The sequence below is a fragment of the Pseudomonas grandcourensis genome, assembly GCF_039909015.1.
Taxonomy (GTDB): Bacteria; Pseudomonadota; Gammaproteobacteria; order Pseudomonadales; family Pseudomonadaceae; genus Aquipseudomonas; species Aquipseudomonas grandcourensis.
This window is the reverse complement of the sequence record NZ_CP150919.1, coordinates 4098764-4121803: the sequence shown is the minus strand read 5'-3', so window position 1 is coordinate 4121803 and position 23040 is coordinate 4098764. Positions and strand designations below refer to the sequence as shown.

The window sequence follows — 23040 nt, the reverse complement described above, 5'->3', positions numbered from 1 at the left end:
TTATGAAAATTTATTCAATAACGCAAAATGACAAATATAAAACATTGGTCGATGCAGGCCAAGTGGAAAGTCTGCAGGAATTCGCTACAAAGCTAGCATATGGTGATGCAATTTTGGAGTCTGAAAAACAGAGCTATCGTGTCATATATAATAGTGATGATAAAAATAAATCGGCATTTTCTGATTTTTTTACCTTTTTCAGGCCTATCTTGGTTGTCTCTGAAAAAGCATATGATGCGCTTGGTTTTTTGCAGGTTTTTCCTAGGGTTAAGCTGCTCGGGCCGCGTGCGGGGGATGTCGCAGTATTTGTTACCGAGCTTCTATCAGATGCATTTGATGTTGATCAATCTGATTATGATAAGGGGGAGGGTGGCTACGTAGTTTACAAGGCGGTGTTAAAAATTCCGGAAAATTACAAGGGTGAGATTTTTCGCATTCCTGAGAATCCGCAAGTGCTATATGTCAGTCAAGTATTCAAAGACGCTGTAGAGTCGCAGGGCCTAAGAGGGGTCGCTTTTAAGGAAGTTACACAAAGTTGTTGAGTGCGTATGGGGAAGAGGTTGTATTGAAAGGTCGTTTGAGGCGCAAGAAACTGCCAACCTTTTGAAGACAGCTTGAGTAAAATCGCCAAAATTATGGAGGGCTTGGACAAGAAGAGCAGGGGCCAGACGCCTGCTCTGAGAGGTAGTGGCTTACTCCGTGATTTGAACCGTTTTGTCGGTGTAGGGCGTGAGCGTCAACACGGCAAGAAACGGTGGCTACAAGCCTGATGAGCAACGACAAATGATATGGAGAATGAATAATCCCATCGAGCGCGATGCTAAATCTTTTGGGCAGTCCTTTGACTCTGTGATCAACGGGCTGAACCTTACAACCTGTATCTGAAGGTTTGCAATGGAGTCGACAGTGTATTCGCAGGCAACGCCTCTCAATGAGACATAGTCGTCTGGATTACGGTGTTTTTTACAATCAACTACTAGGGAAGTAACCATCTCATGCAGCAATCACCCACACCCGCTCCAACGGTGACAGGTCAACTGATCTCCACCTTCCGCCACGGCAAAGGCTTTCTGGTCTTCATGCTGTTGTTCGCAATCGTCTTGTTGTGCCTGGCGGGATTTGTGCTGTACCTGGGTACCATACTGCCGGTGGCCAGCTCCGGGTCGAACACCAGCCGTGGTTCCAGCCCGCAGTTGCTGATCTATTCCGTTAGTGGCTTGCTGGTCGTCATTTCGGCAGTCCTGTTCGGACTTTATACGTGGCAGAAGAAGTTGCGCGGAACCCATTATGAGGTTTACGAACACGGCATTGTTGCTGTCAGCGGAAAGCAGCAACAATTTACGGCGTTTGCTGAAATGGAAGACCTGTATCTGTTCGGCTCGGGGCAGACGGCATTCACCGGGCTGATCACCAACCTGGCGTATCGGCGAAATGAAAGTGAGCCATTTCATCGCATTATCGAGTCGCTGAAAGGCTTTCAGGACTTTCAGCAGTTGGTGCGTGAGTTGCACGTCCGCGAGCGTTTGCCGGTTGTGATGAACAAGCTTGAGTCTGGCGCCTCAGTGACTTTCAAGTATGTGCCGACCGGGCAGGTCTGGCGCAAACGAATCGCGGGGGACTTCCTGAATGTCGTCACACAAACAATTATGGTGACACGCGAGTTTCTGGAAGTTGACGGACGTAAAGTCCCGGTATCGGCCCTTTCTTCAGTCGATTTAAATGCCTGGAGTGAGAAGGTCACTCTAAAAGACGAGGCGGGGAATCAGATTCTATCAACGGTGTGCACCGGCATCATGAGTCATGACCTGTTCCTCATCACTCTGGATGTGCTGCTGGATGCCCAACGAGCAAGCAGCGGTGAGACTGTCGAGAGCCTGGCCTGAGGATCTCAGGGCACCGTCAGGCTGACCAACACAAAAAAACCGGCTGATCAGGCCGGTTTTTTTGTGGGGCGGTGGCAGAGCAACTTATTTAGGCAGTGCGATTCTCGATCAGACGATCCGAACCGCCTTCAGCGACGCGGTTCTGCAGCAGTTTGTCGGAACCGCCTTCAGCGACGCGGTTCTGCAGCAGTTTGTCTGAACCACCTTCAGCAACGCGGCTCCCCATCAACTTGTCAGAACCATCGGCGGCAACGCGGTTTTCGATCAGGCGATCGGAACCACCCTCGGCCACACGGCTTTCAATCAGACGATCCGAGCCGCCTTCAGCGACCACAGGTTGAACGGAGTTTGCGGCGAATGCGTTAACTGCGAAAACCGAGAAAGCGATGCTGAGGAGGGTCTGGCGTTTCATGATCGTGTGCTCCGGGGTGCTTATGGATTGGTATGGAGCAGATGTTACGCCGTGGATTTTTTAAGAGAACTTCATTGAATCAATGGTGACTATCGACGCAGTCAATGGATGATTCGCTGCCCCCTTGTGGGAGGGTGAGGTGTTAGCGGGAGATGAGCCCATGATCAAGGGCGTACTTGACCAACGCCGCCGGCTTGTCGATGTTGAGCTTGCGCCGGATGCTCAAGCGGTGTGTCTCCACCGTGCGCACGCTGATGTCCAGTTCCCGGGCCATTTCCTTGTTGTTCAAGCCTTGCGCCATTTTCGACAAGACCTGGCTTTCCCTCGGGGTCAGTTCGTTGTCGGTGTTCCTGTCGGCGATCAGCCGTTGGGCGATTTCCGCGCTGTAGAAGGTTCCGCCGCTGCTGATGGCTTCGATGGCAGCGATGATTTCCCGTGACGGGGCGTTCTTCAGCACGTAGCCGCTGGCGCCGGAGCGCACCGATTCACTGACGTATTCGTAGTTGTCGTACATGCTCAGCACCAGCACCTTGAGCAACGGGTACTGGCTGCGCAGCACGCGGGTCAGTTCCAGGCCGTTCATGTCCGGCAGGCTGATGTCGACCAGCAGCAGGTCGGGCTGGCAGCGTCCGACCATTTCGATGGCCTCGGCGCCGTTTTCCGCTTCGCCGACCATTTCCAGGGGCGACATCACGGCCAGCAGCGCCTTGATGCCGTCGCGGACCAGGGAGTGATCGTCGACCAAGGCGACGCGGATCGGAGAGGGCAGGTTCATGGGAGGTTTCACTCTTGTAGTTTTGCGCCAGGTTTCATCGGCAGCCGTACGTCCAGCTCACTTCTGCCCGGCATCGAGATCAGATCGAAGCGCCCGCCAAAATGTTCGACGCGTTCGCGGATGTTACGCAAACCAATTCCGGCCTGACGACGTTCGACCTGGGCGACATTGAAACCGATTCCGTCATCGACCACCGTCAGCCGCACGGACTCGTTGCAGCCACGCAGTGTAATGGACACGTTCTTCGCCTGCGCATGGCGTTCGATATTGGTCAGGCCTTCCTGGACGATGCGGAACAGCGAAACCGCCGCGCCGTCGACCAGTTGGCAGTCGAACTCATTTTCGTCATAGGTCACGGTCAGCCCGCTGCGCTGCTCGAATTCGGCAGCCAGTTGGCCGATGGCCGCCGGCAGGCCGAGGGTGTCGAGCAAGGATGAGCGCAGGTCGTGGGAGAGGCTGCGGACTTCGCCGATGGCATCGCCCAGACGTTCGGTGGCGTCCTTCAGGGTGCTCAAGCCCTTGTCGTGGGCTTGTCCGCGTTCCAGCAGATGGCAGGCCAGTTCGAACTGGAACTTGATCGAGACCAGCACCTGGCTGATGCCGTCGTGCAACTCGCGGGACACCCGGGATCGTTCCTCTTCCTGCAGGCTGACGATGCGCTGGGTCAGGCGCTGCAGTTTCTTGTCCGCCAGCCGATGTTCGCTGACGTTGAGGGTCATGCCGGTGGCGAACACGAACAGCACCGCGACCAGGGCAACCACTGCAATCGCCATCATGGTCTTGCGGATGCCCATGGCCACTTCGGCGCGAGCCTGCTGGGTGGCGCGTTCGACGTCTTCGAGGTAGATACCGGTGCCGAGCATCCAGCCCCAGCGATCGAGCATCACCACGTAGGCGAGCTTGTCGGTCACCTGGCCGGAGGAGGGTTTGTTCCAGGCGTAGCGTTGAAAACCTTCGCCCGATTGCGCGCTTTTGAGCAGCGCCTGGATCACCGGCAGGCCGTGGGGGTCTTTCATGTCCCACAGGTATTGGCCCACCAGTTCTGACTGGCGCGCATGCATCAGGCTGCGGCCTTCGTGGTCGTAGACGAAGAAGTAGCCGTTGATGCCGAAGCTGAGCTTGCGCAGTTCTTCCAGCACTTGTTGCTGGGCGTGGGCATCGCCGTGGCCGTCGTCGTACAGGGGCTCGATCAGGCTTTTCGCCATTTCCACATAGTTCTTCAGCTCCGCGCGCTTGCTCGCCAGAATGCTGTCTTCGATCAGTTGCGCCTGTTGATCGCCCAATTGGCGGTTGAGGGAAATCACCAGCGCGCAGATGACGGCAATGGCCAGCACCAGCGGCAGGATCCCGAGGGCGACGATTTTGTGTTTGAGCTGCATGTTGACTCCTGCTCGCACGAAGGCTCGGGATCATATGCCAAAGCGGCGCTCGGCCAGTAGCGTTGCTGGACGGAATGACTGACGGCCGTGATGCGTTCAGTTGAAATGCAGAACCTGTGGGAGCGAGCTTGCTCGCGATGAGGGCGGCACATTCAACATTGATGTGCCTGACAGCCGGCTATCGCGAGCAAGCTTCCAAAGGATTTGCCTCACTCAGCGTCGCGGCACGGCCACCAACAGCAATGACTGTGGTACGGGGCTTTGCGGGTGCTGTGGCTCCTGCAGGCCGGCCAGCATAAAACCCGCCATGTCCAGCGCATTGAACCAGCTGGACAGAGTGCGCAAATACCACGGCATGGGCTGCCACTGCCCCTTGAAGCCGGCGAAGGTCTCTTCCCGCCAGCCATCCTGATAATCGCCCGCCGCAGCCGCCCAGGGGTGCAGCGTCTGGATCACCAGCGCGCCGCCAGGGGCGAGCAGGGTGTTCATGGCGGCGAGCAGGGGGATGATGTCCTGGTGCAGCAGGGCGAAGTTGGCGCAGATCAGGTTGTAGTCGCGGCCGATGTCGACTTTCGCTTCAGCCAGTTGTTCATAGCTCGCCAAATGCACCGGCGCGGGGCCCGCCGCCCGCGCCGCCTCCACCAGCGTCACGTCGCCATCTACGCCGACCGCCTCGATACCCCGGTCTGCCAGCGCACGCAACAACCAGCCTTCACCGCAACCCATGTCGAGCACACGCTCGGGCTGGCGACCCAGCACGGCCAGCAGGATGGCCTGGTCGGTGACCTTTTGGCGGCTTTCGATGGAGCCGCTGCGGATGGCGTCGATCCAGGCCCGGGCGTTGTGGTGCCAGCTGTCGAGGAGGGTGGATTCGGGGGCTGACATGGTCGATGTCCGGCGTAATGGTTTGGATGAAAGGATAGGGCAACGGAAGATTTACGGTGAAGCCGGTTTTACCCGACTCCGCCGACTGCGCATGGCTAGGCGCTTTTAGTGGCTGCCAGATGATAGGCAACCAGCGCATTGGCGTGACCATGACCCATGCCGTGTTCGGTTTTGAGCCAGGCCACCAGTTCCATGTGTTTCTTGTCGCTGACGGTCTTGAGCAGGTCCAGCCAATGGCTGATCGGCTGCCCATACTTTTTTTCAATGGACGGGAAATACGAAGCCGGTCCTTTGGTTTTTGTCTCTTCGGTCACGATGCAAACTCCCTTTTCGATTTTCCAGGTTCGAAAACAGCACCGTTACGTTACTTATTTGCCGTCAACGCGTCCATCGTCCGGGCGGTTGATGTTGAAGCGGGGCGTCATGCACGGGGCAAGTTGTTCTCAGTCATTCATCCCGTCATCGATCGCGATGCCCTGGGCACGCATGGCCTTGATCAACTCGCTACGGGTGCCGGGCAGGTTGAGCATGGTCTTGGCGCGCAACGCCGTGACTTCTTCGGCGGTGTAGGGCTGATAGTCGGCGGGCAGGCTGTTGCCCGCCATGCCGTCTTTGCGCATCAACCAGTTGAGCAAGTCCGCCAGTTGCGCGTTGTTCAACGCCGACTGCGACATGCCCGGCACCCGCACGAGGAATTCGCGGCCACCGGGGACTTTCAGGAAATTGCCGACAAAGCCTTTCATCCGTGGCGTGTCGTTGGCGGCGGAACCCGTGCCATCGCCCAGGTGGCAACCGGCGCATTGCAGCTGGTAGTTCACGCCGACGCTGTAACCGGCCTGGGCAATCGGGGTTTGCAGCGATTCATTGCCCGGCGCGTGATGCTGGTTCGGGTCGGGAATGGCCCGGGCATGGGCGAGCGGGGCGCCAAGGGCGCAAACGAGACCGAGGAGTAGCAACTTGCGCATGACTGAGCACCTTTTGCTTGTTGCGGGCGAAAGTTAAAAAAACAGCGGGACAAAATAAAAAAGCCGCCGATTGTGCGAACAACCGGCGGAAAGCGCGTTTTTTAAACGGCGACGCCGCGGATGACCGAAACGGTGCAGTGGTAGATGTGCGATTTGGCGGCCAGGCACCAGTTCACATCGTTGTTGTTGAACGGGCGGTAGGCCGGTTCTTCACTGTCGTTACGGGTGCAGGCGCACTGGGCGCAGCTTTGCTTACCGCAGCAGTCGTTATAGGAAATGATGTAGTCCTTGCCATCGGCCGGGTTGCGGCAGGTGCCGATCCAGGTCACTTGCGAGGCTTCGGTGCCCGGAGGGCAGGACGTCACCGACCCGCCGCAGCAGCTGCACAGAAAGCCGTCGATGGAGCAGTAGCGCCAGTAGTCGCAGCTGTTCGGATCACCCGGGTCGCCAGCCTGCGCAGGTTCCGCGGCCAGGGCCTTGCTGGTGCGGTCCAGCGGCAACAGCAGGGGCAGGGCGGCACCGGCCACCATCAACGAACCCATGCGCGACAGCAATTTACGGCGCGAAGTGGTGTCGGCGACACGGCGGGACGAACGCTCAAACAACAGATCCAGCAGTTTCATAAAGGTCTCCCTGCCTTATCAGTGGCTATGGCCGTGGCTGTGGTCGTGGTCGTGATCGTGGGTGTGCGGTTGGGCATTGAGGTACTGCTGCAGCGTGGCGTGCTTCAAATGCTCGACTTCGAACAGGCTGTCCAGGTGCTCGCGGGAGTTGACCAGGCCTTTGGCGCGCAGGGTACCGGCCTTGTCGATCAGGGCGGCGTAGGGCAGTTTGCCGATCTGGTAGGTCATGCCCACTTCCGGGCCGACCACGTAGGTGGCGTCTTCGAGTTTGTGTTCGCGGATCAGTGCTTGCTGGGCGTCCATGTCGCCGTCGCTGACGAACACCACGTCGAGGTTACCGGCCTGTTCCTTGGCGATGGATTTGATCGCCGGCAGCAGCGACTTGCAGATCGGGCAGGTCGGCGAGAGGAAGAACAGCAGTTGCGATTTCTCGCCGGCATAACCGAAGTTCACTGGGCGACCGTGACGGTCGGAGGCGGTGACTTGCGGCGCGGGTTCATTGACCGCCACGCCTTTGTCCACCATCAACGCGCCGGCCGGCGCCAGGCGACCGTGCAGCACGCCAATCTGCCGCACCAGGCCCATGACGACAAACGCCACGGCTACCAGCAGCACCCAGAGCAGAACGTTGGAAACAATCAAGCCTTCCATTTCGATTACCTACCAATCAATTTGAGCAGAAGAGGGGAGTTCGCCAGCAAGCCATCGGCCGCGGCGTAGATGAGCAGCGCGACTGCGGCGGCGGCCAGGGTCACGAAGCCATCGAACAGGTTGAGGTCGCGGACAACCGGCGCCACGCTGGCCACCAGCGCCAGAGTCACCAGTGCGCTGTTGCGCAGCAGCAGCACCGGGCGCAGCGGCTGTGCCTGGTCGGGGCCGGCGCAACCGCAGTCGATGTCCGCGCGACCGCGCCACAGGTTGATGCCGATGGCGGCGGCGTACAGTGCCAACAGGCTGGCGGCGCTCAACGCGGCGTAACCACGGCAAACCGGCACCAGCAAGGCAAAGGCGATGGCCAGTTCCAGCAACGGCACCAACCGTGCCATCGGGCGTACCAGCGCCTCTGGCAGCAGTTGATAGTCCGCCAGTTGCCGGGCGAAACGGGCCGGCGCGCGCAACTTGTGGGTCGCGGCGCTGGCCAGCAACACCGCGATGGCGACGGCGCTGGCAATGATGAAGATCGGATCTGTGTGCATGGCCGAACCTCTTAGTAGCTCAGGACCTGAGTCGCGGTCTTGGCGACTTTCGGCATGCTGCCGGTGAGCTTGTTGGTCTTCAGATCGAAAATCTGCAAACCGCCTTCCACGTCGGCGCCGAGCAACAGCGGCTTGTCGTCGCCGGTGGCCTGCATGCTCCACACCGGAGCCGAGGCTTCCAGGGTCGCCACCTTCTTGTGGGTCTTGAGGTCAAACGCCCAGATCAGCGGGCTCGGGTCTTCCCACTTCATGGCTTCGTGGGCGTCGTGCATCAGCACGTACAGGCGGTCCAGCTTCGGTGCCACGGCCATCAACTGCCAGCCACCCGGCGCCCAACCGGCTTTCTTTTCCTCGTCGGAAACCAGCGACCAGGACGGCAGGACCTTCGGCGCATCACCGGCGAAATCCACCGGGCGTACGGTGCCGGTCGTGGTGGTGAAGTAGTAGGTATCGCCGACGTTGACGGCGCGCTCTACCAGTTTTTCCGCGTTCGGATCAAAGAACGGCGTGCGGCTGCGCGCGGTTTCCTGGCCCTGATCGTTAAGGGTCACCACCTGCAGGCTGCCGTCGCCGCACAGCGAGGCGAAGCGGCGGTTGCCGACCGGGTAGTTGAGCACGCAACCGGGGATGGCGATTTCCGTGGCAACGGCCTTGGCCTGGGTATCGACCACGGTCACCGACGTCGACGGGGTGAAGTTGTAGACGTAGACGAACTTGTCGTCGCCGCTCGGCTTGAGCGAGTAACGCTGGGTCAGCGATTCGGCGCGCTTGTTCGGAATCAGCACTTCCCAGGTTGGCGACAGGGTCGAACTGTCCCACGCGGTGAGCACGTCGGTGCGGGTGCCACGGGTACCGCGCGAATACCAGATGTCTGCACTGTAGAGGGTCTTCTTGTCGTGACTGAGGGTCGACGGCGCAGCAAAACCGGTCGGCACCATGCCGAGGATGCGCTTCTGGTCCGGGTCGACCACGGTCACGCGGCCCGCCACGAAGCTGTCGAACTCGACGTCGATCACGAACGCGCGGTGAGCTTCGGGTGGAAACGCCAGAACGGTCTGGCCAATCGTACCGGCGGGCAAGTCCGCGCGGGCACTGTTCAAACCGAGTACAAGCAGGCTCAGGCCTAGCGCTGACTGTACGGAGATCCTGTTTGTTCGCATAAGGGGAACTTCCTGAATTGTTGGTAACGCGGATCGCGGGTGCTTTGGCAGATTTTTACCCTTTGATTCTGCCGTGCCCCGCGATCGCGAGAATTGCGCTGCCTGCCAAGTGTTTGTGTGTCTGTGCCAGTGTCATGAAACTGGCTGCACAAGCTGATAAGGCGGGGGGTTGACTGGTGTTAGAGGGGGGCGGGTGAAGCTGCACTTGTGGTGAGGGGGCTTGCCCCCGTTGGGGCGCGAAGCGGCCCCTGACGATCCTTCAGGCAGACCGAGCCGTCTGAATTTGCGGCGGCTTCGCCACCGAACGGGGGCAAGCCCCCTCACCACAGGGGTTGTGTAAGGCCACAGGATTTGTGTGCCTCAGGCGAGGGGCAGGGAGAAGGTAAACACCGCGCCGCACGGCTCCAGGTTTTGCGCCCAGATATCGCCACGGTGGCGGCCGATGATGTTCTTGCACAGCGCCAGGCCGATGCCGTTGCCGCTGACCTTGGATGAGAAAAAGCCGTCGAACAGCTTCTCCTGCGCCTGGGCCTGGATGCCGCGCCCGCAGTCTTCGATGCGCACCAGGGCCACGTCGTTCTCGCGGCTGGCATGGATGCGCAGCAACCGACGTTCAGTGGGCAGATCGGCCATTTCCTCGATGGCGTTGAAGGCCAGGTTGAGGATCACCTGGCCGATCAGCACCTTCTCGCAACTCACCCGCAGCGGTTCGGGCGCAGTGACGATTTCCACGCGCACCAGGCTCGGATCGGCCCGCAGGCTGATGAAGTAGCGGGTTTCGCGCAGCAGCTCATTAAGGTCGACCAGCTCTTCGGTCTGCTCCAGCTTGACCACGTAATCGCGCACGCTCTTGATGATCACCGAGGCGTGCTCGATCTGCCGCACGGCGCTCTGTAAGCCCCAGGCGACGCCTTGATCGGTTTCGCCGGCGTTGCCCAGGCGAATCACCGCGCCTTCAATAAAGTTGCGGGTCGCCGCCAAGGGTTGGCTCAGTTCATGAGCGATGGCTACGGCCATTTCACCCATGGCGTTGTAGCGCGCCAGGTACTCGAGTTTCTGCTCGCTGACCCGCCGCGCCTCTTCGGCCTGTACTTGCTCGGTGACGTCGCGGAACAGCAGCAGGTGGCCGACCAGATCGTCCTCGATCTCGATGTAGCGGCAGGTTGCGTCATGCCAGCGCCACTCGCCGTCACGCCGCTGCACCTTGTAATGCACGTTGAACGGCGCGTGCTCCGGCGTCTTATGGGCAAGCTGTTGCAACAGGCGCTGACCGGATGCGTCGTCGCACCAGGCCAGGAAGTTCTTGCCCATCAGCTTGTGCACTTCGCTGTTGAGCAGGTGCGCGCCGGAGTCGCTGATAAAGCGGATATCGCCCCCTGGCCCGAGTACGGCCACGCCTTCGGCCAGGTCCTGCATGAACGCCGTGAGTCGACTTTCGAAACGTTTGAGGTCGCGCTTGACCTTGTCCTCCTTGGAAATGTCGCGGAACTGCACCATCAGCACATCGCGACCGTCCAGGTGCACCAGGGTCGCCACCGCCTCGGAAAGAATCTCCACCCCTTGCTTGGAGCGATAGCACCACTCGATGGCCCGTTGCCCGGTGCGGGCTGCGCCTTCCAGCCAGCGCAATCCCACCGAGCGCCGGTACTTCGGTGCGTCGCGGGTCATGTCCGGGGCCTTGAGCGGCGTCAGTTCTTCCAGGGTAAAGCCCAGCGCCGCCAGGGCAGCGGCGTTGGCCCAGAGAATTTCCTTGGTGTGCGCGTCATGAAGAATGATGCACAGCGGCATGGCTTCGATCAGCGCATAAAAGTCGTTCGGTTTTGGCTGGTACATCGCACGGCCCCTGACGGCAGAGATTTGCAGTATGGCGTTTTATACCTGCTCGCACAGCGGGATGCGCTCAGAGGTAATCGGTGGGGGTCTAGGGGTTTTCTTTAGTCGGGGGGCTGCACGCACCAATAGTTGTGCCGGGACGCGGTTTTTACACTGGACCGCAATGCAAGGGCAGCCACGCCTCCTCTCGGTTCAGCCCCACTAACAATAAACAAAACGGAGAACTAGCCCATGCTGCGTTCAGCTGTCGCGCAACAAGACCCTGTGTCCGCCCCGGTCGTGCCAATGGTCGAGAGTCAGCTATTTCAGCAAGTGCTGGATGAGGTTCGCCAGCGTCGCGAAGAATTCGACGCCGGCTCCCACGTGCCTCGGGACATGATCGAGCGCTTCAAGCAGGTGGGCATTTTTCGCGCCGCCACGCCGAAATGCTTCGGCGGCGATGCGCTGGCACCGTCGCTGTTCCTGCAAATGGTCGAGCGCATCTCCGAAGCCGACGGCTCGGCGGGCTGGGTGGCCAGCTTCGGCAGCGCCGGTGTCTACCTGGCAGCCTTGCCGCGCGAAACCCTGGCTGAGCTCTACGCCGAAAGCCCTGACCTGGTGTTCGCCGGCGGCCTGTTCCCCTTGCAACCGGCCGAGGCCGTGGAAGGCGGCTATCAGGTCAACGGCACCTGGAAATTCGCCAGCGGTTGCAAAGGCGCAGACCTGTTGGGCGTTGGCATCGGCGCCGCCGGCGGCAAGCCGCGCACCGCTGTATTTCGCCCAGAGCAGGTAGACATCGTCGAGAACTGGGAAGTGGTCGGCCTCAAAGGCACCGGCAGCCATGACCTGCGAGTGAGTGATAAACGCGTTGACGAGCGCTGGACGTTCATCCGTGGCGGTGCCGCGACCATCGACGAGCCGCTGTTCCGCTACCCGTCGATCGCCTACGCCGCGCAAGTGCTGGCAGTGGTCAACCTCGGCCTGGCCCGTGCAGCCCTTGACGAAATCAGCCGCATGGCTGGCGGCAGCGGCATCACCGGCGCGCCGAAATTGTCCGACCGCGCCTACGTGCGCATCGAGATCGCCAAGGCTGAAGCCAAGCTCAGCGCCGCGCGCGGTTTCTTCTACAGCGCCACTGAGCAGGTGTGGAACTCGATCCTGGCCGGCAACCCGGTCACGCCGGAGCAGACCAGCCTGCTGCGCCTGTCGGCGATTCATGTGTCCCAGGCCGGTGCCGAGGTGGTGCAGAGCGCCTACAGCCTGGCCGGCACCACCGCCATTTACCTGCGCCATCCGCTGCAACGCTACCTGCGCGACTCGATGGTGGTGACCCAGCACGCCTTCCTCAGCGAAGGCCTGTACGACGGCGCCGGCTCGGTGTTCCTCGGCGTCCCGCCGTTCCCGGGCTACATCTGAATCCCCATTACTTTTTCAAGGAATCGCACCCATGTCGCAAACCACCCAAGAGCCATTGCGCGTCGTCTTCTGCATCGGCATCACCCAGAACTTTTTCGACCTGCCCACCGGCGAAGGCCTGAGCGTGTGGAAAGGCTTCAGCCAGATGATGGGTGACCTCGGCGCCATGCCCGGCATCACCGTGCTCGGCGCGATGGATGACGACCGCCTGATGGTCGGCCCGTCCACCACCTCGCCATGGACCGTGTACATCATGGCCGACGTCGACTGCCACCAGTCGGTGATCGACGCCTGCAACCTGTTCCGCACCACGCCGGTCGGCCAATACAGTCTGTGGCGCTACGCCAAGATCGAAGCGCGCATCGGCCGCCCGTTGACCATTCCTGATGCGGCCAAGGTGTAAGCCATGAATGAGGCCTTGCTGCAGCGTTTGGCGACGCTCGAAGGGGATCTGGCGAAGCTCGAAGGGGAAAGCGCAGTGCGTCGCCTGATGGCGCGCTACATGGACCTGTGCGACGTGCCGCGGGCGGCGGTTCATCTGAGCCAGTTGGCGCAGTTGTTCACCGAGGATGCGATCTGGGAAGGCCTCGGCACCCAGACCGCACAAACCTTCGGCCAGCACCAGGGGCGTGAGGCGGTGGCGGCGTTTGTCGGCGGTTATCTGCCGCCGTCCGACCACTTCAAGCTGAACCTGCATTACCTCACCAGCGAGTCGATTGTGGTCGACGGCAAGGCAGCGCAGGGGCAGTGGATCATGCAGCAGATCTCGACTTACGCCGATGGCCGCAACGAGCTGTTCGGCACTCGGCTGAACATCGATTTTCGTTGCGTCGACGGCGTCTGGCTGATCGCGCATTTCCGTACGCAACGGCTGTTCAATACGGAGCTCTTCACCTTGGGAGCGGGCGCATGAGTACGTTCATCAGCGAATTCCTCCTCGGCGGCAACGGCAAGCGCGTCGCCATCAAGGACTCCATCGACATCGCCGGCCATCCGACCTGCTCGGGCAGCCGCGCGTTTGCCGATGCTCCGGCGGCGACGAAAAACGCCGAAGTGGTCGACGCAATCCTCGACGCCGGCTGGCAGATCGTCGGCAAGACCAACCTGCATGAACTGGCGTTCGGCGTGACCGGCATCAATGACTGGACCGGCACACCGATCAATCCGCAAGCGCCGGACCGTGTTCCTGGCGGCTCGTCCAGCGGTTCGGCTTCGGCGGTTGCCGCCGGTTTGGCGGACATCGCCATCGGCACCGATACCGGTGGTTCGGTGCGGGTGCCGGCAGCCTGCTGCGGGATTGCCGGGCTCAAGCCGACTTATGGTCGCGTCAGCCGTGTCGGCGCCCATCCGCTGGAATCCAGCCTCGATTGCGTCGGGCCGTTCGCCAAAAGCATGGACGACCTGATCGCCGCGATGCAGGTGATCTGCCCGGGCTTTACCGCTCAAGGCCTGCCAGGTGACGGCGCCAGGGTCGGCTTTCTCGAGGTGGCCTGCGATGCGCATCTGCAAGCAAGTCTCGGAGCTGCCGCCGACCGCGCTGGCTGGCGTCGCAGCAACCTGCACCTGAGCGAGTTCGAAGCAGCGTTCGCGGCCGGCCTGACCGTGATCAATTTCGAAAACTGGGCGGCGTTCGGCCATCTGACCGGCAAGGGCCTGATCGGCGCCGATGTGGAAACACGTCTGCTGGCGGCCAGCCGCACCACGCGCCAAGACTTGGCCGAGGCCGAAGCCGTGCGCACAGCCTTCACCCAACAAGTGGACGCGGCGCTGGAAGACTTTGCCGTACTGCTGCTGCCGACGCTGCCGAGCCTGCCGCCGACCCTCAGCGAAGCCCGCGCCGGTAGCAAAGCCGTGGCCGGCATGACCCCGCTGGTACGGCCTTTCAACCTCAGCGGCCACCCGGCCCTGACGGTGCCGGTGGAACTCGACTGCGGCGGGCTGAAGGTCGGCCTGCAAATCGTTGGCCGTAAAGGTCAGGACGAACTGGTCTGCGCCTTCGGTGCGCAGTTGCAACAGAGCATGGCCGGTACACGCGGCTAACAACAAATCATAAAAAGAAGCCATGAGGAGAACCGCATGAGCACTCATGAATATCAGCTGATCGCATCGTCGAAAAGCCCCGAAGACCTGGTCCAGCATGACCGCGTCGACGTCTCGCTGTACAACGACCCGGCGCTGTTCGAAGCCGAGCTGGACAAGATTTTCTACCGCACCTGGGTGTGGGTTGCCCACGAAAGCGAAGTGCGCAACAGCGGCGACTTCAAGACCGCCATGATCGGCCGTCGCCCGGTGATCGTCGTGCGCGACAAGAAGAACAACATCAACGTGCTGGAAAACCGTTGCCGGCACCGTGGCGCCACCGTGTGCGAGAAGCACAAGGGCAACGCCACCGGTTTCACCTGCCCGTACCACAGCTGGTCCTATGGCCTGGACGGCAAGCTGCGTGCGCTGCCGTATCCGGATGGCTACGAAGGCATCCTGGAGAAATCCGAACTGCCGCTCACCAGCCTGCGCGTCGAAAGCTACGCCGGCATGGTCTTCGCCAGCTACAACGACGAGATCGAACCGCTGGAAGACTTCCTCGGCGGGGCCAAGCACTGGATGGACCTGTTCATGAAGCAGGGCGCCGGCTACCCGATCAAGACCCAGGGCGAGCACAAGTTCAGCTTCAAGGGCAACTGGAAGATCCAGCTGGAAAACACCACCGACGGTTACCACTTCCCGATCGTGCACAAGTCGTTCATGTCGTCGGTGGATGAAGAAACCTCGGAAATGCTCTCGTTCATGACCGACGAACAAGCCGTGACCCATTCGCTCGGCAACGGCCACAGCGTGATGGTCATGGTGCCGGAGCACGTCGACCTCGATCACGACGACGGCACCGAACAGTTGCAGGAGCGCTTCGCCCATGTGACTGAAGAGCTGTCGAAAACCATGTCGGCCGATCAGGTTCGTCGCATCGTGCGCTCGTTGCACGGCGCCGGTTTCAACCTGAACCTGTTCCCGAACGTGGCGATGTCGATGTCGTTCTTCCGCGTGCTGCGCCCGGTGTCGGTTACCGAAACCGAGATCCGCCACGTGGCCCTGGGCATGGACGGCGGCCCGGAAATCGCCAACCGCGAACGCATGCGCATCCACGAACACTTCCAGGGCCCGTTCGGTTTCGGCAGCCCTGACGATGCCGAAGCCTGGGACCGCGTGCAGCGCGGCTCGTATGCCGGCGTCGATGCGCCGATCCTGGTCAACCGCGGCCTGAACCGCGAAATCACCGCTGAAAACGGCGACAAGGTCAGCCACGCCACCGACGAAGGCGGCATGCGCGGTGCCTACGACATGTGGAAAAGGATGATGAGCCAATGAGCAATCACGACACCCTGAATGGTTTTTCCGGCCCGTTGGCCCAGGCCATCGAATTCATCTGGCGCGAAGCCGAACTGCTCGACCATAAGAACTACGCCGAATGGGCGACCCTGTGGAGCGAAAGCGGCAAGTACATCGTGCCGATCGACCCGGACACCGAAGATTTCGAGGCGACCCTGAACTACGCCTACGACGATGCGCGCATGCGTGATTTGCGCATCGAACGCCTGACCGCCGGCTACTCGCCGTCGGCGGTGGATGCAGCTAAAACCATCCGCACCATCTCGCGTTTCCGCCTGGTGGAAGCGGCCGGCGACATCGTTGAGGTGAACTCGGCGCAGTTGCTCTACGCCTACAAGCGCGGCGTGCACACGCCGTTCGTGGCCGACCTGAACCACCGTATTCGTTTCACCGACGGCGTGCCGACCCTGGAACGCAAAGTGGTGCGGCTGATCAACTCCACCGACAGCCTGAGCGCGCTCGGTTTCCTTCTGTGAGGGCTACATCATGAGTCGAGTAGCCCTTGTAACGGGTGCCTCGCGTGGACTGGGCGAGTGCATCGCCCGCCGTCTGCACGCGGCGGGTTATCGCGTCGGCCTGGCGGATGTGCGCCTTGATGGCGTGCAGCAACTGGCTTTGGAACTCGATGGCAGCGGCGCCAGCGCCTTGGCCATCGAGCTGGATGTACGTAGCAAGGCCGACTTCCAGCGTGCCCGCGAACTGCTCGCCGCGCACTGGGGCGGCACTGACATTCTGGTGAACAACGCTGGCGTGTCGAAAGTCGCGGCACTGATGGACATCACGCCGGAAGAATTCGACGAGTCGATGGCGATCAACCTGCGCGGCACCTTTGTTGCCTGCCAGGTGTTCGGCGCGCACTTCGCCGAGCGCGGCTTCGGGCGCATCGTCAACATCGCGTCCCTGGCCGGACAGAACGGCGGCACCGCCACCGGCGCGCATTACGCGGCGGCCAAGGGCGGCGTGGCGACCCTGACCAAGGTCTTTGCCCGTGAACTGGCACCCCAGGGTGTGACGGTCAACAGCATATCGCCGGGTCCGCTGGACTTGCCGGTGGTGCGTGAAAGCGTGGCTCCGGAGCGGTTGGAGCAGATCCTCAAGATGATTCCGGCCGGCACTCTCGGTGATCCAGCATTCATCGCCGACAGCGTGTTGCTGCTGATCGCCGATAACGCGACCTCCGTGACCGGCGCGTGCATGGACGTCAACGGCGGCTTGTTCATGCGCTGAGATTGCGCCGTGCACGATCCATTGTGGCGAGGGGGCTTGCCCCCGTTGGGTCGCAAAGCGGCCCCCAAAATTTCGGCAGCAACGAAGATTTTACGACTGCTGCGCAGCCGAACGGGGGCAAGCCCCCTCGCCACAGGGATCAGGTCTGGATCGAAGATTTTTTAATGTCCGTACTAACCGAAACAACAGTATTCAGGTGATGCAATGATGAAGGTGAAGATCGAAAGGATCGTCGACGAAGCGCTGGATATCCGTTCCTTTCGCCTCGTGCGCAGTGACGGCCAGCCGCTCGACACCTATGAACCGGGTGCCCACGTCGACCTGACCGGGCCGACCGGGGTGACCCGCCAGTATTCGCTGTGCAGCCCGCCACAGGATCGCCGGGCGTATCTGGTGGCGGTGAAGAAAGAAGCCCTGTCGCGGGGTGGCTCGCTGGCGCTGCACGAGCAAGTGGAAGAGGGCATGGAGCTGGAAATGGGTGCGCCGCGCAACCTGTTCCGCCTCGATGAAACGGCCAGCGAACATGTGCTGTTCGCCGCCGGTATCGGTGTCACGCCGCTGCTGAGCATGGCCTACAAACTGGCTGAAAGCGGCCAGCCGTATCGCTTGCACTATTTCGCGCGCTCGGCGCAGTACGCTGCGTTTACCGAACTGTTGGCGACGAACTTTGCTGAGTCGGTGGAGTTTCACTATGGCGTGGAGCCCGCGGATCTCGACGCAGCGTTAAGTGAATGCCTGGAGCGTGCCGGTAGCGCCGCCCACGTCTACACCTGCGGCCCGGCACCCTTCATGAACAAAGTGGTGGAAGTGGCGTCCCGCAGTCGCTTGGACGACGCGATTCACCTGGAACACTTCGCCGCAGACTCGGCCGCCAACAGCGCCCCGGCCGGCACGTTCGAAGTGGAACTGGCCAGTTCCGGCGTGGTGCTGCAAGTGCCGGCCAACGCTAGCCTGGTCGACGTGTTGCAAGCCCATGGTTGTGACATCGACACCGAGTGCCGCGAAGGCATCTGCGGTACGTGCATCGTCGAGGTACTGGACGGCTTGCCGGAGCATCGCGACAACTGCCTGTCGAACAAGGAAAAGGCCTCCAACAAGCAGATTTGTGCCTGTGTATCACGGGCGCTTTCCGCTCGTCTGGTATTGGACCTTTAACCGAAAGTCGACTGGAAAGCTTGGGCCGGAGCCTGTTGAATGGGCGCCCGGCGGCCGTCGAAGGAGGAGATGGCTACAGAAACAACCGTTTTGACGAACCGCTCGATGAAGCGGTCGAAAAATAACAACAAAAACGTGAGGCTTTGCGGACATGATTACAGCATCGACGGTGCGCAACGAGGCGTTCGAAAGTTGGTTGAGCCAGGTGAACCAGGCCTGTGGGCGCTTCGATGCCCGGGCACTGGACACCGATTTCTACGGCGAACTGACGGAGTTTCGCAGCGGTGCGATCAACCTGAGTGTGGTCGACATGGCGCACGTGCATTTGTACCGCACCAGCAAGGACGTCAGCACCAGCAGCGACGGCCACTACTACGCTGTGTTCCAGATGCGTGGCAGCTCACAACTGGAGCAGGGCGACAACCGCGCGCAACTGGGCTGTGGCGACATCGCCCTGATCGACGCCAGCCGTCCCAGCGACATGATCTACAACGACGATTGCCGACAGCTGTCGCTGATTTTGCCGCGCCAGGTGGTCGAGCGCGGTTCGCACTTCAATGCCGTCAACTGCGCCACGCGCATCGCGGCCGGCAGCCCCCTGGCGGCGATGGCCAACAAGCTGGTGCTGGACACCCGTCAGCAGGACGGGCTGGACATGCAGGAAAGCGAAGCCGTGCTCGATGCCCTGGCCAGCCTGTTGTTGCCGGGCATCAGCGCCCGGGACTGCGGTGCAGACGCCCATGAGCGGCAATTTCGCAAGATCATCGCCTTCATCGACGCGCACCTGAGCGACGAAGAACTGTGCCCCGAGCTGATCGCCCGTGAAGTCGGGATTTCCGTGCGCGGCCTGTACCGGATGTTCTCCAAGCGCGGGTTGGTGGTGGCGCAATACATCAAGCATCGGCGCCTGGACTTCTGCGCCGAAAACCTGCGCCGCGCCGATGTCGAGCAGAAGCTTTCGGCGCTGTGTTATGCGTGGGGGTTCTCGGATTCGAGCTACTTCTCGTCGGCGTTCAAATCGCGCTTTGGTGTGTCGCCAGGGGCTTATCGCAAGCGGTATAGCCAGGTCTGACACCGCGTTATCGTTCATCGCGGGCAAACCCGCTCCCACAGTGATCTTCAGTGAGCTCAGAATTTGTGTTCGACGGTGATCCTGTGGGAGCGGGCTTGCCCGCGATGGCGGCCGAGCGGCCGCCCTGAATTTAAAGGCTGTACTCAGTGCCGCACCGGCTCATCCACCGGCAAATGCAGCACCTCGCGCACCAGCATGGCGATGCTGCTCACACCCATCTTTTCCTTGATCTTGGTGCGGTGCACGTCAACGGTCTTCACGCTGATGTTCAGCTCCCGGGCAATCACCTTGCTGGCCTTGCCATCGATCACCAGCATCAACACTTCCCGCTCACGGCTGGTCAGCAGTGCCAGCTTGCCTTGCAGGTTCTGACGCTGCTGCTGATCGGCCTGGGCGTGCACGGCGGTCTTCAGCGCGGCCTGGATGCGGTCGATCATCTGCTGCGGGTTGTAGGGCTTCTCGACGAAATCCAGCGCGCCGTTCTTCATCGCCGTGACCGACATCGGAATATCACCATGGGCCGAGACGAAAATGGTTGGCAGGGTGCTGCCGCGCTGGTTGAGGATTTCCTGCAACTGGAAGCCGCTGGTCTCCGGCATGCGCACGTCGAGCACCAGGCAGGCGGGCTGCTTGGGGTCGTACTGGCTGAGGAACTCTTCGGCGCCGGCAAAGCACTGCGCCTGTACGCTCACCGACTCCAGCAACCAGGCGAGTGAAGTTCGCAGGTCCTTGTCGTCGTCAACGATATAAACAATCGGTTTACGGATTTCCATCGGGGCTGCCACGAAAGTTTTCTAATTATTGTTTTCGCACGGGAACGTGCGGCACGCATTGGCTCATCTTTCTGGAACCAGTCTGCAGAATACCCACTGTGGCCGGCCCTTGCGATAAAGAAACCACCTAGTCGACTAGCGGAAACCCAACCCTGCCATGGGGATCGTCAGAATGGTTGCGCCACGCCCGCGGCCTTAGTCTTGTTCCATCACCTACGGGCCGCAAGATAGCGGCCCTCCTGAAGGAAGGGGCATCGACATGGCCGACCTGAGCCAGCAGCAAATCGACTTTCGCAACGCCATGGCGCAGCTGCCTGCCGCGGTGAACATCATCACCACCAACGGCCCTGGCGGTCGTTGCGGCATCACCGCCAGCGCCGTGTGCTCGGTGACCGACTCGCCGCCCACCGTGCTGGTGTGCGTCAACCGCAACAGCGCCACCCACGACGTGTTCCGCACCAACGGCCATCTGTGCGTCAACGTGCTGTGTGGCGAGCAGGAAGAACTGGCCCGGCATTTCGCCGGCATGACCAAGGTGCCGATGGACGAACGCTTCGCCTGGGATCTGTGGGACGACGGCGCGGCCGACGTGCCGGTGCTGCGCGATGCCCTGGTGCAGCTGGAAGGGCGGATCAGCGAGTGCAAGGAAGTGGGATCGCATTCGGTGATGTTCGTGGAGCTGACGAAGGTGGGCGTGCGCGAGCCGCGCGACAGCCTGGTGTATTTCAACCGGTTGTTTCATCGTCTTGAGCATGCCGGGGCGCATTGCTGAGATCCACCATCCATTCTTGTAGGCGCTGGCTTGCCAGCGATGGCGTCGCCAAGGCCACCACCGCCACCGCCATCGCCAGCAAGCCGGCTCCTACCTCGCGGTGATTACCGACAACTTGCTGATCCCCGCGCGCTCGATCGAGGCCATGGCGCGAGCCACTTCGCCGTAATTCACGCCGTCATCGGCCTGCAATTGCACGCGAACTTCCGGGTCTTTGGCCTTCGCCGCCTGCAGGTTGAACTCCAGCAAATCCGGCTGGATTTCATCTTTGTTGATAAACAATTTGCCGGCGCCGTCGATGCTCACCACCAATGGGTCTTTCTGCTCCACGGGCGCCACGGCTTCGGTCTTGGGCAAGTTGATCGGGATGGCATTGGTCAGCAGCGGCGCGGTGACGATGAACACCACCAACAGCACCAGCATCACGTCCACCAGGGGCGTGACGTTGATCTCACTGAGTACTTCATCGCTGTCTTGTGTCGAAAAGGCCATATCAGGACGCCTCCTTGATTTTCTGCCCGGAGGTGCTGGCGCCGGATTTGCCCGCGACAGGGGTCAGCAGTACGCGGAACGCGTGCTTCTGTGCCAGGTTGTAGAAGTCGTGCGCAAAGTCATCCAAGTCTGCCGCCGTCAGCTTCAGGCGACGCAGGAAGTAGTTGTAAACCAGCACCGCCGGCACGGCGACGGCAATACCGACGCCCGTGGCGACCAGTGCGGCGCCTATGGGGCCCGCCACGGTTTCCAGGCTCGCCGAACCCGCCGCACTGATCCCTTTCAACGCGGACATGATCCCCCAGACGGTGCCGAAGAGGCCGATGAAGGGGGAGGTGCTGCCGATACTGGCGAGGATTGCCAGCCCGGTTTCCAGCGAGCGCCGCTCACGCACGATCTGCTGGCGCAGAGCGCGCTCAAGGCGGTCCTGATGATTGATCGACTGGCTGAGGTCGGCGTTCTGGCTGTCACTGATCTGGATGGCGTTGTAACCGGCAAGCGCAACGCGGGCAGCAGCGCCAGGCAGGTTATTGGCGAAATCGGCGGCCGATTCAAGGCTCGAAGCGGCCCAGAACTGCCGGTGGAATTTGCGGTCCTGCGCCTTCAGCCGGGTGAACTGCAGTCCCTTGAGCAAGGCCAGGCCCCAGGTCGCGACGGAGAAGACGATCAACAGCCAGATGACGGCGTGTTCGATGGATTCGAAGGGGGAGGTGAGTAGATTCATGGTCGGGTGCTCCAGCAAGGCATTGGATCGGTTGTAGCGATGCGCCTTTTGTCAGGTAGCCCGCGAGGTATCGATAGGTTTGAGTTACTTGATCTTGAAGTCGATGGGCACGCTGACCCAGCCGTCCAGTGCGGTGTCGCCTTGCCTGGCCGGGACGAAACTCCAGCGTTTGACGGCGACCAGAGCGGCGTCGTCCAGCGAGTCGCGGCCACTGCTTTTCTGAATCTGGATTTCACCGGGTTTACCGCTGGCCAACACATGGACGCGCAACAGCACCGTGCCTTGCCAGCCCCGGCGCATGGCCTGGGACGGGTACTCGGGCGCCGGGTTATGCAAATAACCGGCAGTCGCCGAAGCCGGGGTCACGGGCTGAGGGGCAGGCGGTGCCGCAGCTGCTGGCGCCGCGGCCACCGGTTGCGGCGTCACGGGTGGGGCAGGTTGCGCTGTAACGGGTTTGGCAACCGGTTTGGGCGCGGGTTTGACCAACGGCTTGGGCTTGGGAATCGGCTTGGGCGGAGGCGGCTTTACAGCCAGTTCATCCTCCACCGGTGGAGGTGGTTCGACCACCGGCTGCGCAATCGGCTCGGGCACCGGAGGTTGCACCACGGGGGGCGCGGGTTGCGAGAACTCGATGGTCATCGGCGGAATTTCCGGGGGCACCAGAGGCAGTTCCGGCGCTGGTATCTGGTTGACCCAGACGATCACTGCGCCATGCAGGACCAGCGCCAACACTCCGAGCAAGACCACCTCGCGACGATTCAACAGCCGTTGAGGTGTGCGGTGCAGGCGGGACAGTGCCAGGGGCTCGCGAAATACCCGGCCAAGGTTGAGCAGCTCACCGAGGCCCGGGCTCTGGAACACCTGCGGCAGACTGGCGGGGCTTTGGACATTGCCCATTTGTTTACTCCTGTGAATCCTGTGTTTTTTCCACGCTTCGA

27 protein-coding genes are annotated in these 23040 nt (G+C 61.2%); 12 read left to right on the top strand and 15 right to left on the bottom strand.

The window, feature by feature from the left end; translation table 11 throughout:
* Nucleotides 1-2 precede the first annotated feature (2 nt).
* Both AABM52_RS18345 and AABM52_RS18340 read left to right on the top strand, forming a co-directional pair.
* Nucleotides 3-542, top strand: coding sequence for a DUF1629 domain-containing protein (locus tag AABM52_RS18345; RefSeq protein WP_347907332.1), 540 nt, complete (start codon nt 3-5; stop codon nt 540-542).
* Nucleotides 543-995: 453 nt separating this feature from the next.
* Complete coding sequence (locus AABM52_RS18340) at nt 996-1883, top strand: hypothetical protein (RefSeq protein WP_347907331.1); 888 nt, start codon at nt 996-998, stop codon at nt 1881-1883.
* Nucleotides 1884-1971: 88 nt separating this feature from the next.
* Here AABM52_RS18340 and AABM52_RS18335 read toward each other — a convergent pair whose 3' ends face one another.
* The 11 genes from AABM52_RS18335 to AABM52_RS18285 form a co-directional block, all read right to left on the bottom strand.
* Complete coding sequence (locus AABM52_RS18335) at nt 1972-2295, bottom strand: hypothetical protein (protein ID WP_347907330.1); 324 nt, start codon at nt 2293-2295, stop codon at nt 1972-1974.
* A 142-nt stretch (nt 2296-2437) separates the two neighbouring features.
* Nucleotides 2438-3070: a response regulator transcription factor gene (locus AABM52_RS18330; RefSeq protein ID WP_347907329.1), complete on the bottom strand. Its 633-nt coding sequence runs from the start codon at nt 3068-3070 to the stop codon at nt 2438-2440.
* Nucleotides 3071-3078: 8 nt separating this feature from the next.
* Entirely contained in the window at nt 3079-4449 is a 1371-nt protein-coding gene (locus AABM52_RS18325) for a cache domain-containing protein (protein WP_347907328.1), read from the bottom strand.
* A 213-nt stretch (nt 4450-4662) separates the two neighbouring features.
* A complete protein-coding gene (locus tag AABM52_RS18320) occupies nt 4663-5334 on the bottom strand; it encodes a class I SAM-dependent methyltransferase (RefSeq protein ID WP_347907327.1) in 672 nt (223 codons plus the stop codon).
* Between the two features lie 95 nt (nt 5335-5429).
* Complete coding sequence (locus AABM52_RS18315; RefSeq protein WP_347907326.1) at nt 5430-5648, bottom strand: DUF4287 domain-containing protein; 219 nt, start codon at nt 5646-5648, stop codon at nt 5430-5432.
* 129 nt (nt 5649-5777) lie between these two features.
* Nucleotides 5778-6299 carry a cytochrome C gene (locus AABM52_RS18310; RefSeq protein ID WP_347907325.1) on the bottom strand — a complete coding sequence of 174 codons (522 nt, stop codon included), beginning with the start codon at nt 6297-6299 and terminating at the stop codon, nt 5778-5780.
* A gap of 101 nt (nt 6300-6400) precedes the next feature.
* Entirely contained in the window at nt 6401-6922 is a 522-nt protein-coding gene (locus AABM52_RS18305; protein ID WP_347907324.1) for a methylamine dehydrogenase light chain, read from the bottom strand.
* Nucleotides 6923-6940: 18 nt separating this feature from the next.
* Nucleotides 6941-7573, bottom strand: coding sequence for a methylamine dehydrogenase accessory protein MauD (gene mauD, locus AABM52_RS18300; protein ID WP_347907323.1), 633 nt, complete (start codon nt 7571-7573; stop codon nt 6941-6943).
* A 5-nt stretch (nt 7574-7578) separates the two neighbouring features.
* The gene (locus AABM52_RS18295) at nt 7579-8118 is read right to left on the bottom strand and encodes a MauE/DoxX family redox-associated membrane protein (RefSeq protein WP_347907322.1); all 540 of its coding nucleotides are present in this window, start codon (nt 8116-8118) and stop codon (nt 7579-7581) included.
* Between the two features lie 11 nt (nt 8119-8129).
* Complete coding sequence (locus tag AABM52_RS18290) at nt 8130-9278, bottom strand: amine dehydrogenase large subunit (protein ID WP_347907321.1); 1149 nt, start codon at nt 9276-9278, stop codon at nt 8130-8132.
* A gap of 360 nt (nt 9279-9638) precedes the next feature.
* A complete protein-coding gene (locus tag AABM52_RS18285; protein ID WP_347907320.1) occupies nt 9639-11111 on the bottom strand; it encodes an ATP-binding protein in 1473 nt (490 codons plus the stop codon).
* 231 nt (nt 11112-11342) lie between these two features.
* Between AABM52_RS18285 and AABM52_RS18280 the strand changes: the two genes are divergently transcribed.
* The 9 genes from AABM52_RS18280 (at nt 11343) to feaR (ending at nt 19341) form a co-directional block, all read left to right on the top strand.
* Nucleotides 11343-12506, top strand: a complete 1164-nt coding sequence (locus tag AABM52_RS18280) for an acyl-CoA dehydrogenase family protein (protein ID WP_347907319.1) — start codon at nt 11343-11345, stop codon at nt 12504-12506.
* A gap of 31 nt (nt 12507-12537) precedes the next feature.
* On the top strand, nt 12538-12909 hold the full coding sequence (locus tag AABM52_RS18275) for a hypothetical protein (protein ID WP_057715413.1): 372 nt from the start codon (nt 12538-12540) through the stop codon (nt 12907-12909).
* 3 nt (nt 12910-12912) lie between these two features.
* Complete coding sequence (locus AABM52_RS18270; protein ID WP_347907318.1) at nt 12913-13419, top strand: nuclear transport factor 2 family protein; 507 nt, start codon at nt 12913-12915, stop codon at nt 13417-13419.
* Complete coding sequence (locus tag AABM52_RS18265; RefSeq protein ID WP_347907317.1) at nt 13416-14546, top strand: amidase; 1131 nt, start codon at nt 13416-13418, stop codon at nt 14544-14546. Before AABM52_RS18270 ends, AABM52_RS18265 begins: the two co-directional genes overlap by 4 nt.
* A gap of 36 nt (nt 14547-14582) precedes the next feature.
* Nucleotides 14583-15866, top strand: coding sequence for an aromatic ring-hydroxylating dioxygenase subunit alpha (locus tag AABM52_RS18260; RefSeq protein WP_347907316.1), 1284 nt, complete (start codon nt 14583-14585; stop codon nt 15864-15866).
* Entirely contained in the window at nt 15863-16363 is a 501-nt protein-coding gene (locus AABM52_RS18255; protein WP_046040360.1) for an aromatic-ring-hydroxylating dioxygenase subunit beta, read from the top strand. Before AABM52_RS18260 ends, AABM52_RS18255 begins: the two co-directional genes overlap by 4 nt.
* A 10-nt stretch (nt 16364-16373) precedes the next feature.
* Nucleotides 16374-17114 (top strand): SDR family oxidoreductase, encoded by a 741-nt coding sequence (locus AABM52_RS18250; protein WP_347907315.1) that lies wholly within the window; start codon nt 16374-16376, stop codon nt 17112-17114.
* 204 nt (nt 17115-17318) lie between these two features.
* Complete coding sequence (locus tag AABM52_RS18245) at nt 17319-18269, top strand: PDR/VanB family oxidoreductase (RefSeq protein WP_347907314.1); 951 nt, start codon at nt 17319-17321, stop codon at nt 18267-18269.
* Nucleotides 18270-18420: 151 nt separating this feature from the next.
* Nucleotides 18421-19341, top strand: coding sequence for a transcriptional regulator FeaR (gene feaR, locus AABM52_RS18240; protein ID WP_347907313.1), 921 nt, complete (start codon nt 18421-18423; stop codon nt 19339-19341).
* Between the two features lie 143 nt (nt 19342-19484).
* Here the strand turns inward: feaR and AABM52_RS18235 are convergent, their stop codons facing one another.
* Nucleotides 19485-20114 carry a response regulator transcription factor gene (locus tag AABM52_RS18235; RefSeq protein ID WP_053161157.1) on the bottom strand — a complete coding sequence of 210 codons (630 nt, stop codon included), beginning with the start codon at nt 20112-20114 and terminating at the stop codon, nt 19485-19487.
* 259 nt (nt 20115-20373) lie between these two features.
* Between AABM52_RS18235 and hpaC the strand changes: the two genes are divergently transcribed.
* Entirely contained in the window at nt 20374-20886 is a 513-nt protein-coding gene (gene hpaC, locus AABM52_RS18230) for a 4-hydroxyphenylacetate 3-monooxygenase, reductase component (RefSeq protein ID WP_347907312.1), read from the top strand.
* 90 nt (nt 20887-20976) lie between these two features.
* Here hpaC and AABM52_RS18225 read toward each other — a convergent pair whose 3' ends face one another.
* The 3 genes from AABM52_RS18225 to AABM52_RS18215 form a co-directional block, all read right to left on the bottom strand.
* Nucleotides 20977-21378 (bottom strand): biopolymer transporter ExbD, encoded by a 402-nt coding sequence (locus tag AABM52_RS18225; protein WP_347907311.1) that lies wholly within the window; start codon nt 21376-21378, stop codon nt 20977-20979.
* Nucleotide 21379: 1 nt separating this feature from the next.
* The gene (locus AABM52_RS18220; protein ID WP_160388362.1) at nt 21380-22102 is read right to left on the bottom strand and encodes a MotA/TolQ/ExbB proton channel family protein; all 723 of its coding nucleotides are present in this window, start codon (nt 22100-22102) and stop codon (nt 21380-21382) included.
* A gap of 84 nt (nt 22103-22186) precedes the next feature.
* Nucleotides 22187-22999: an energy transducer TonB gene (locus AABM52_RS18215; protein WP_347907310.1), complete on the bottom strand. Its 813-nt coding sequence runs from the start codon at nt 22997-22999 to the stop codon at nt 22187-22189.
* Between the last annotated feature and the right edge of the window lie 41 nt (nt 23000-23040).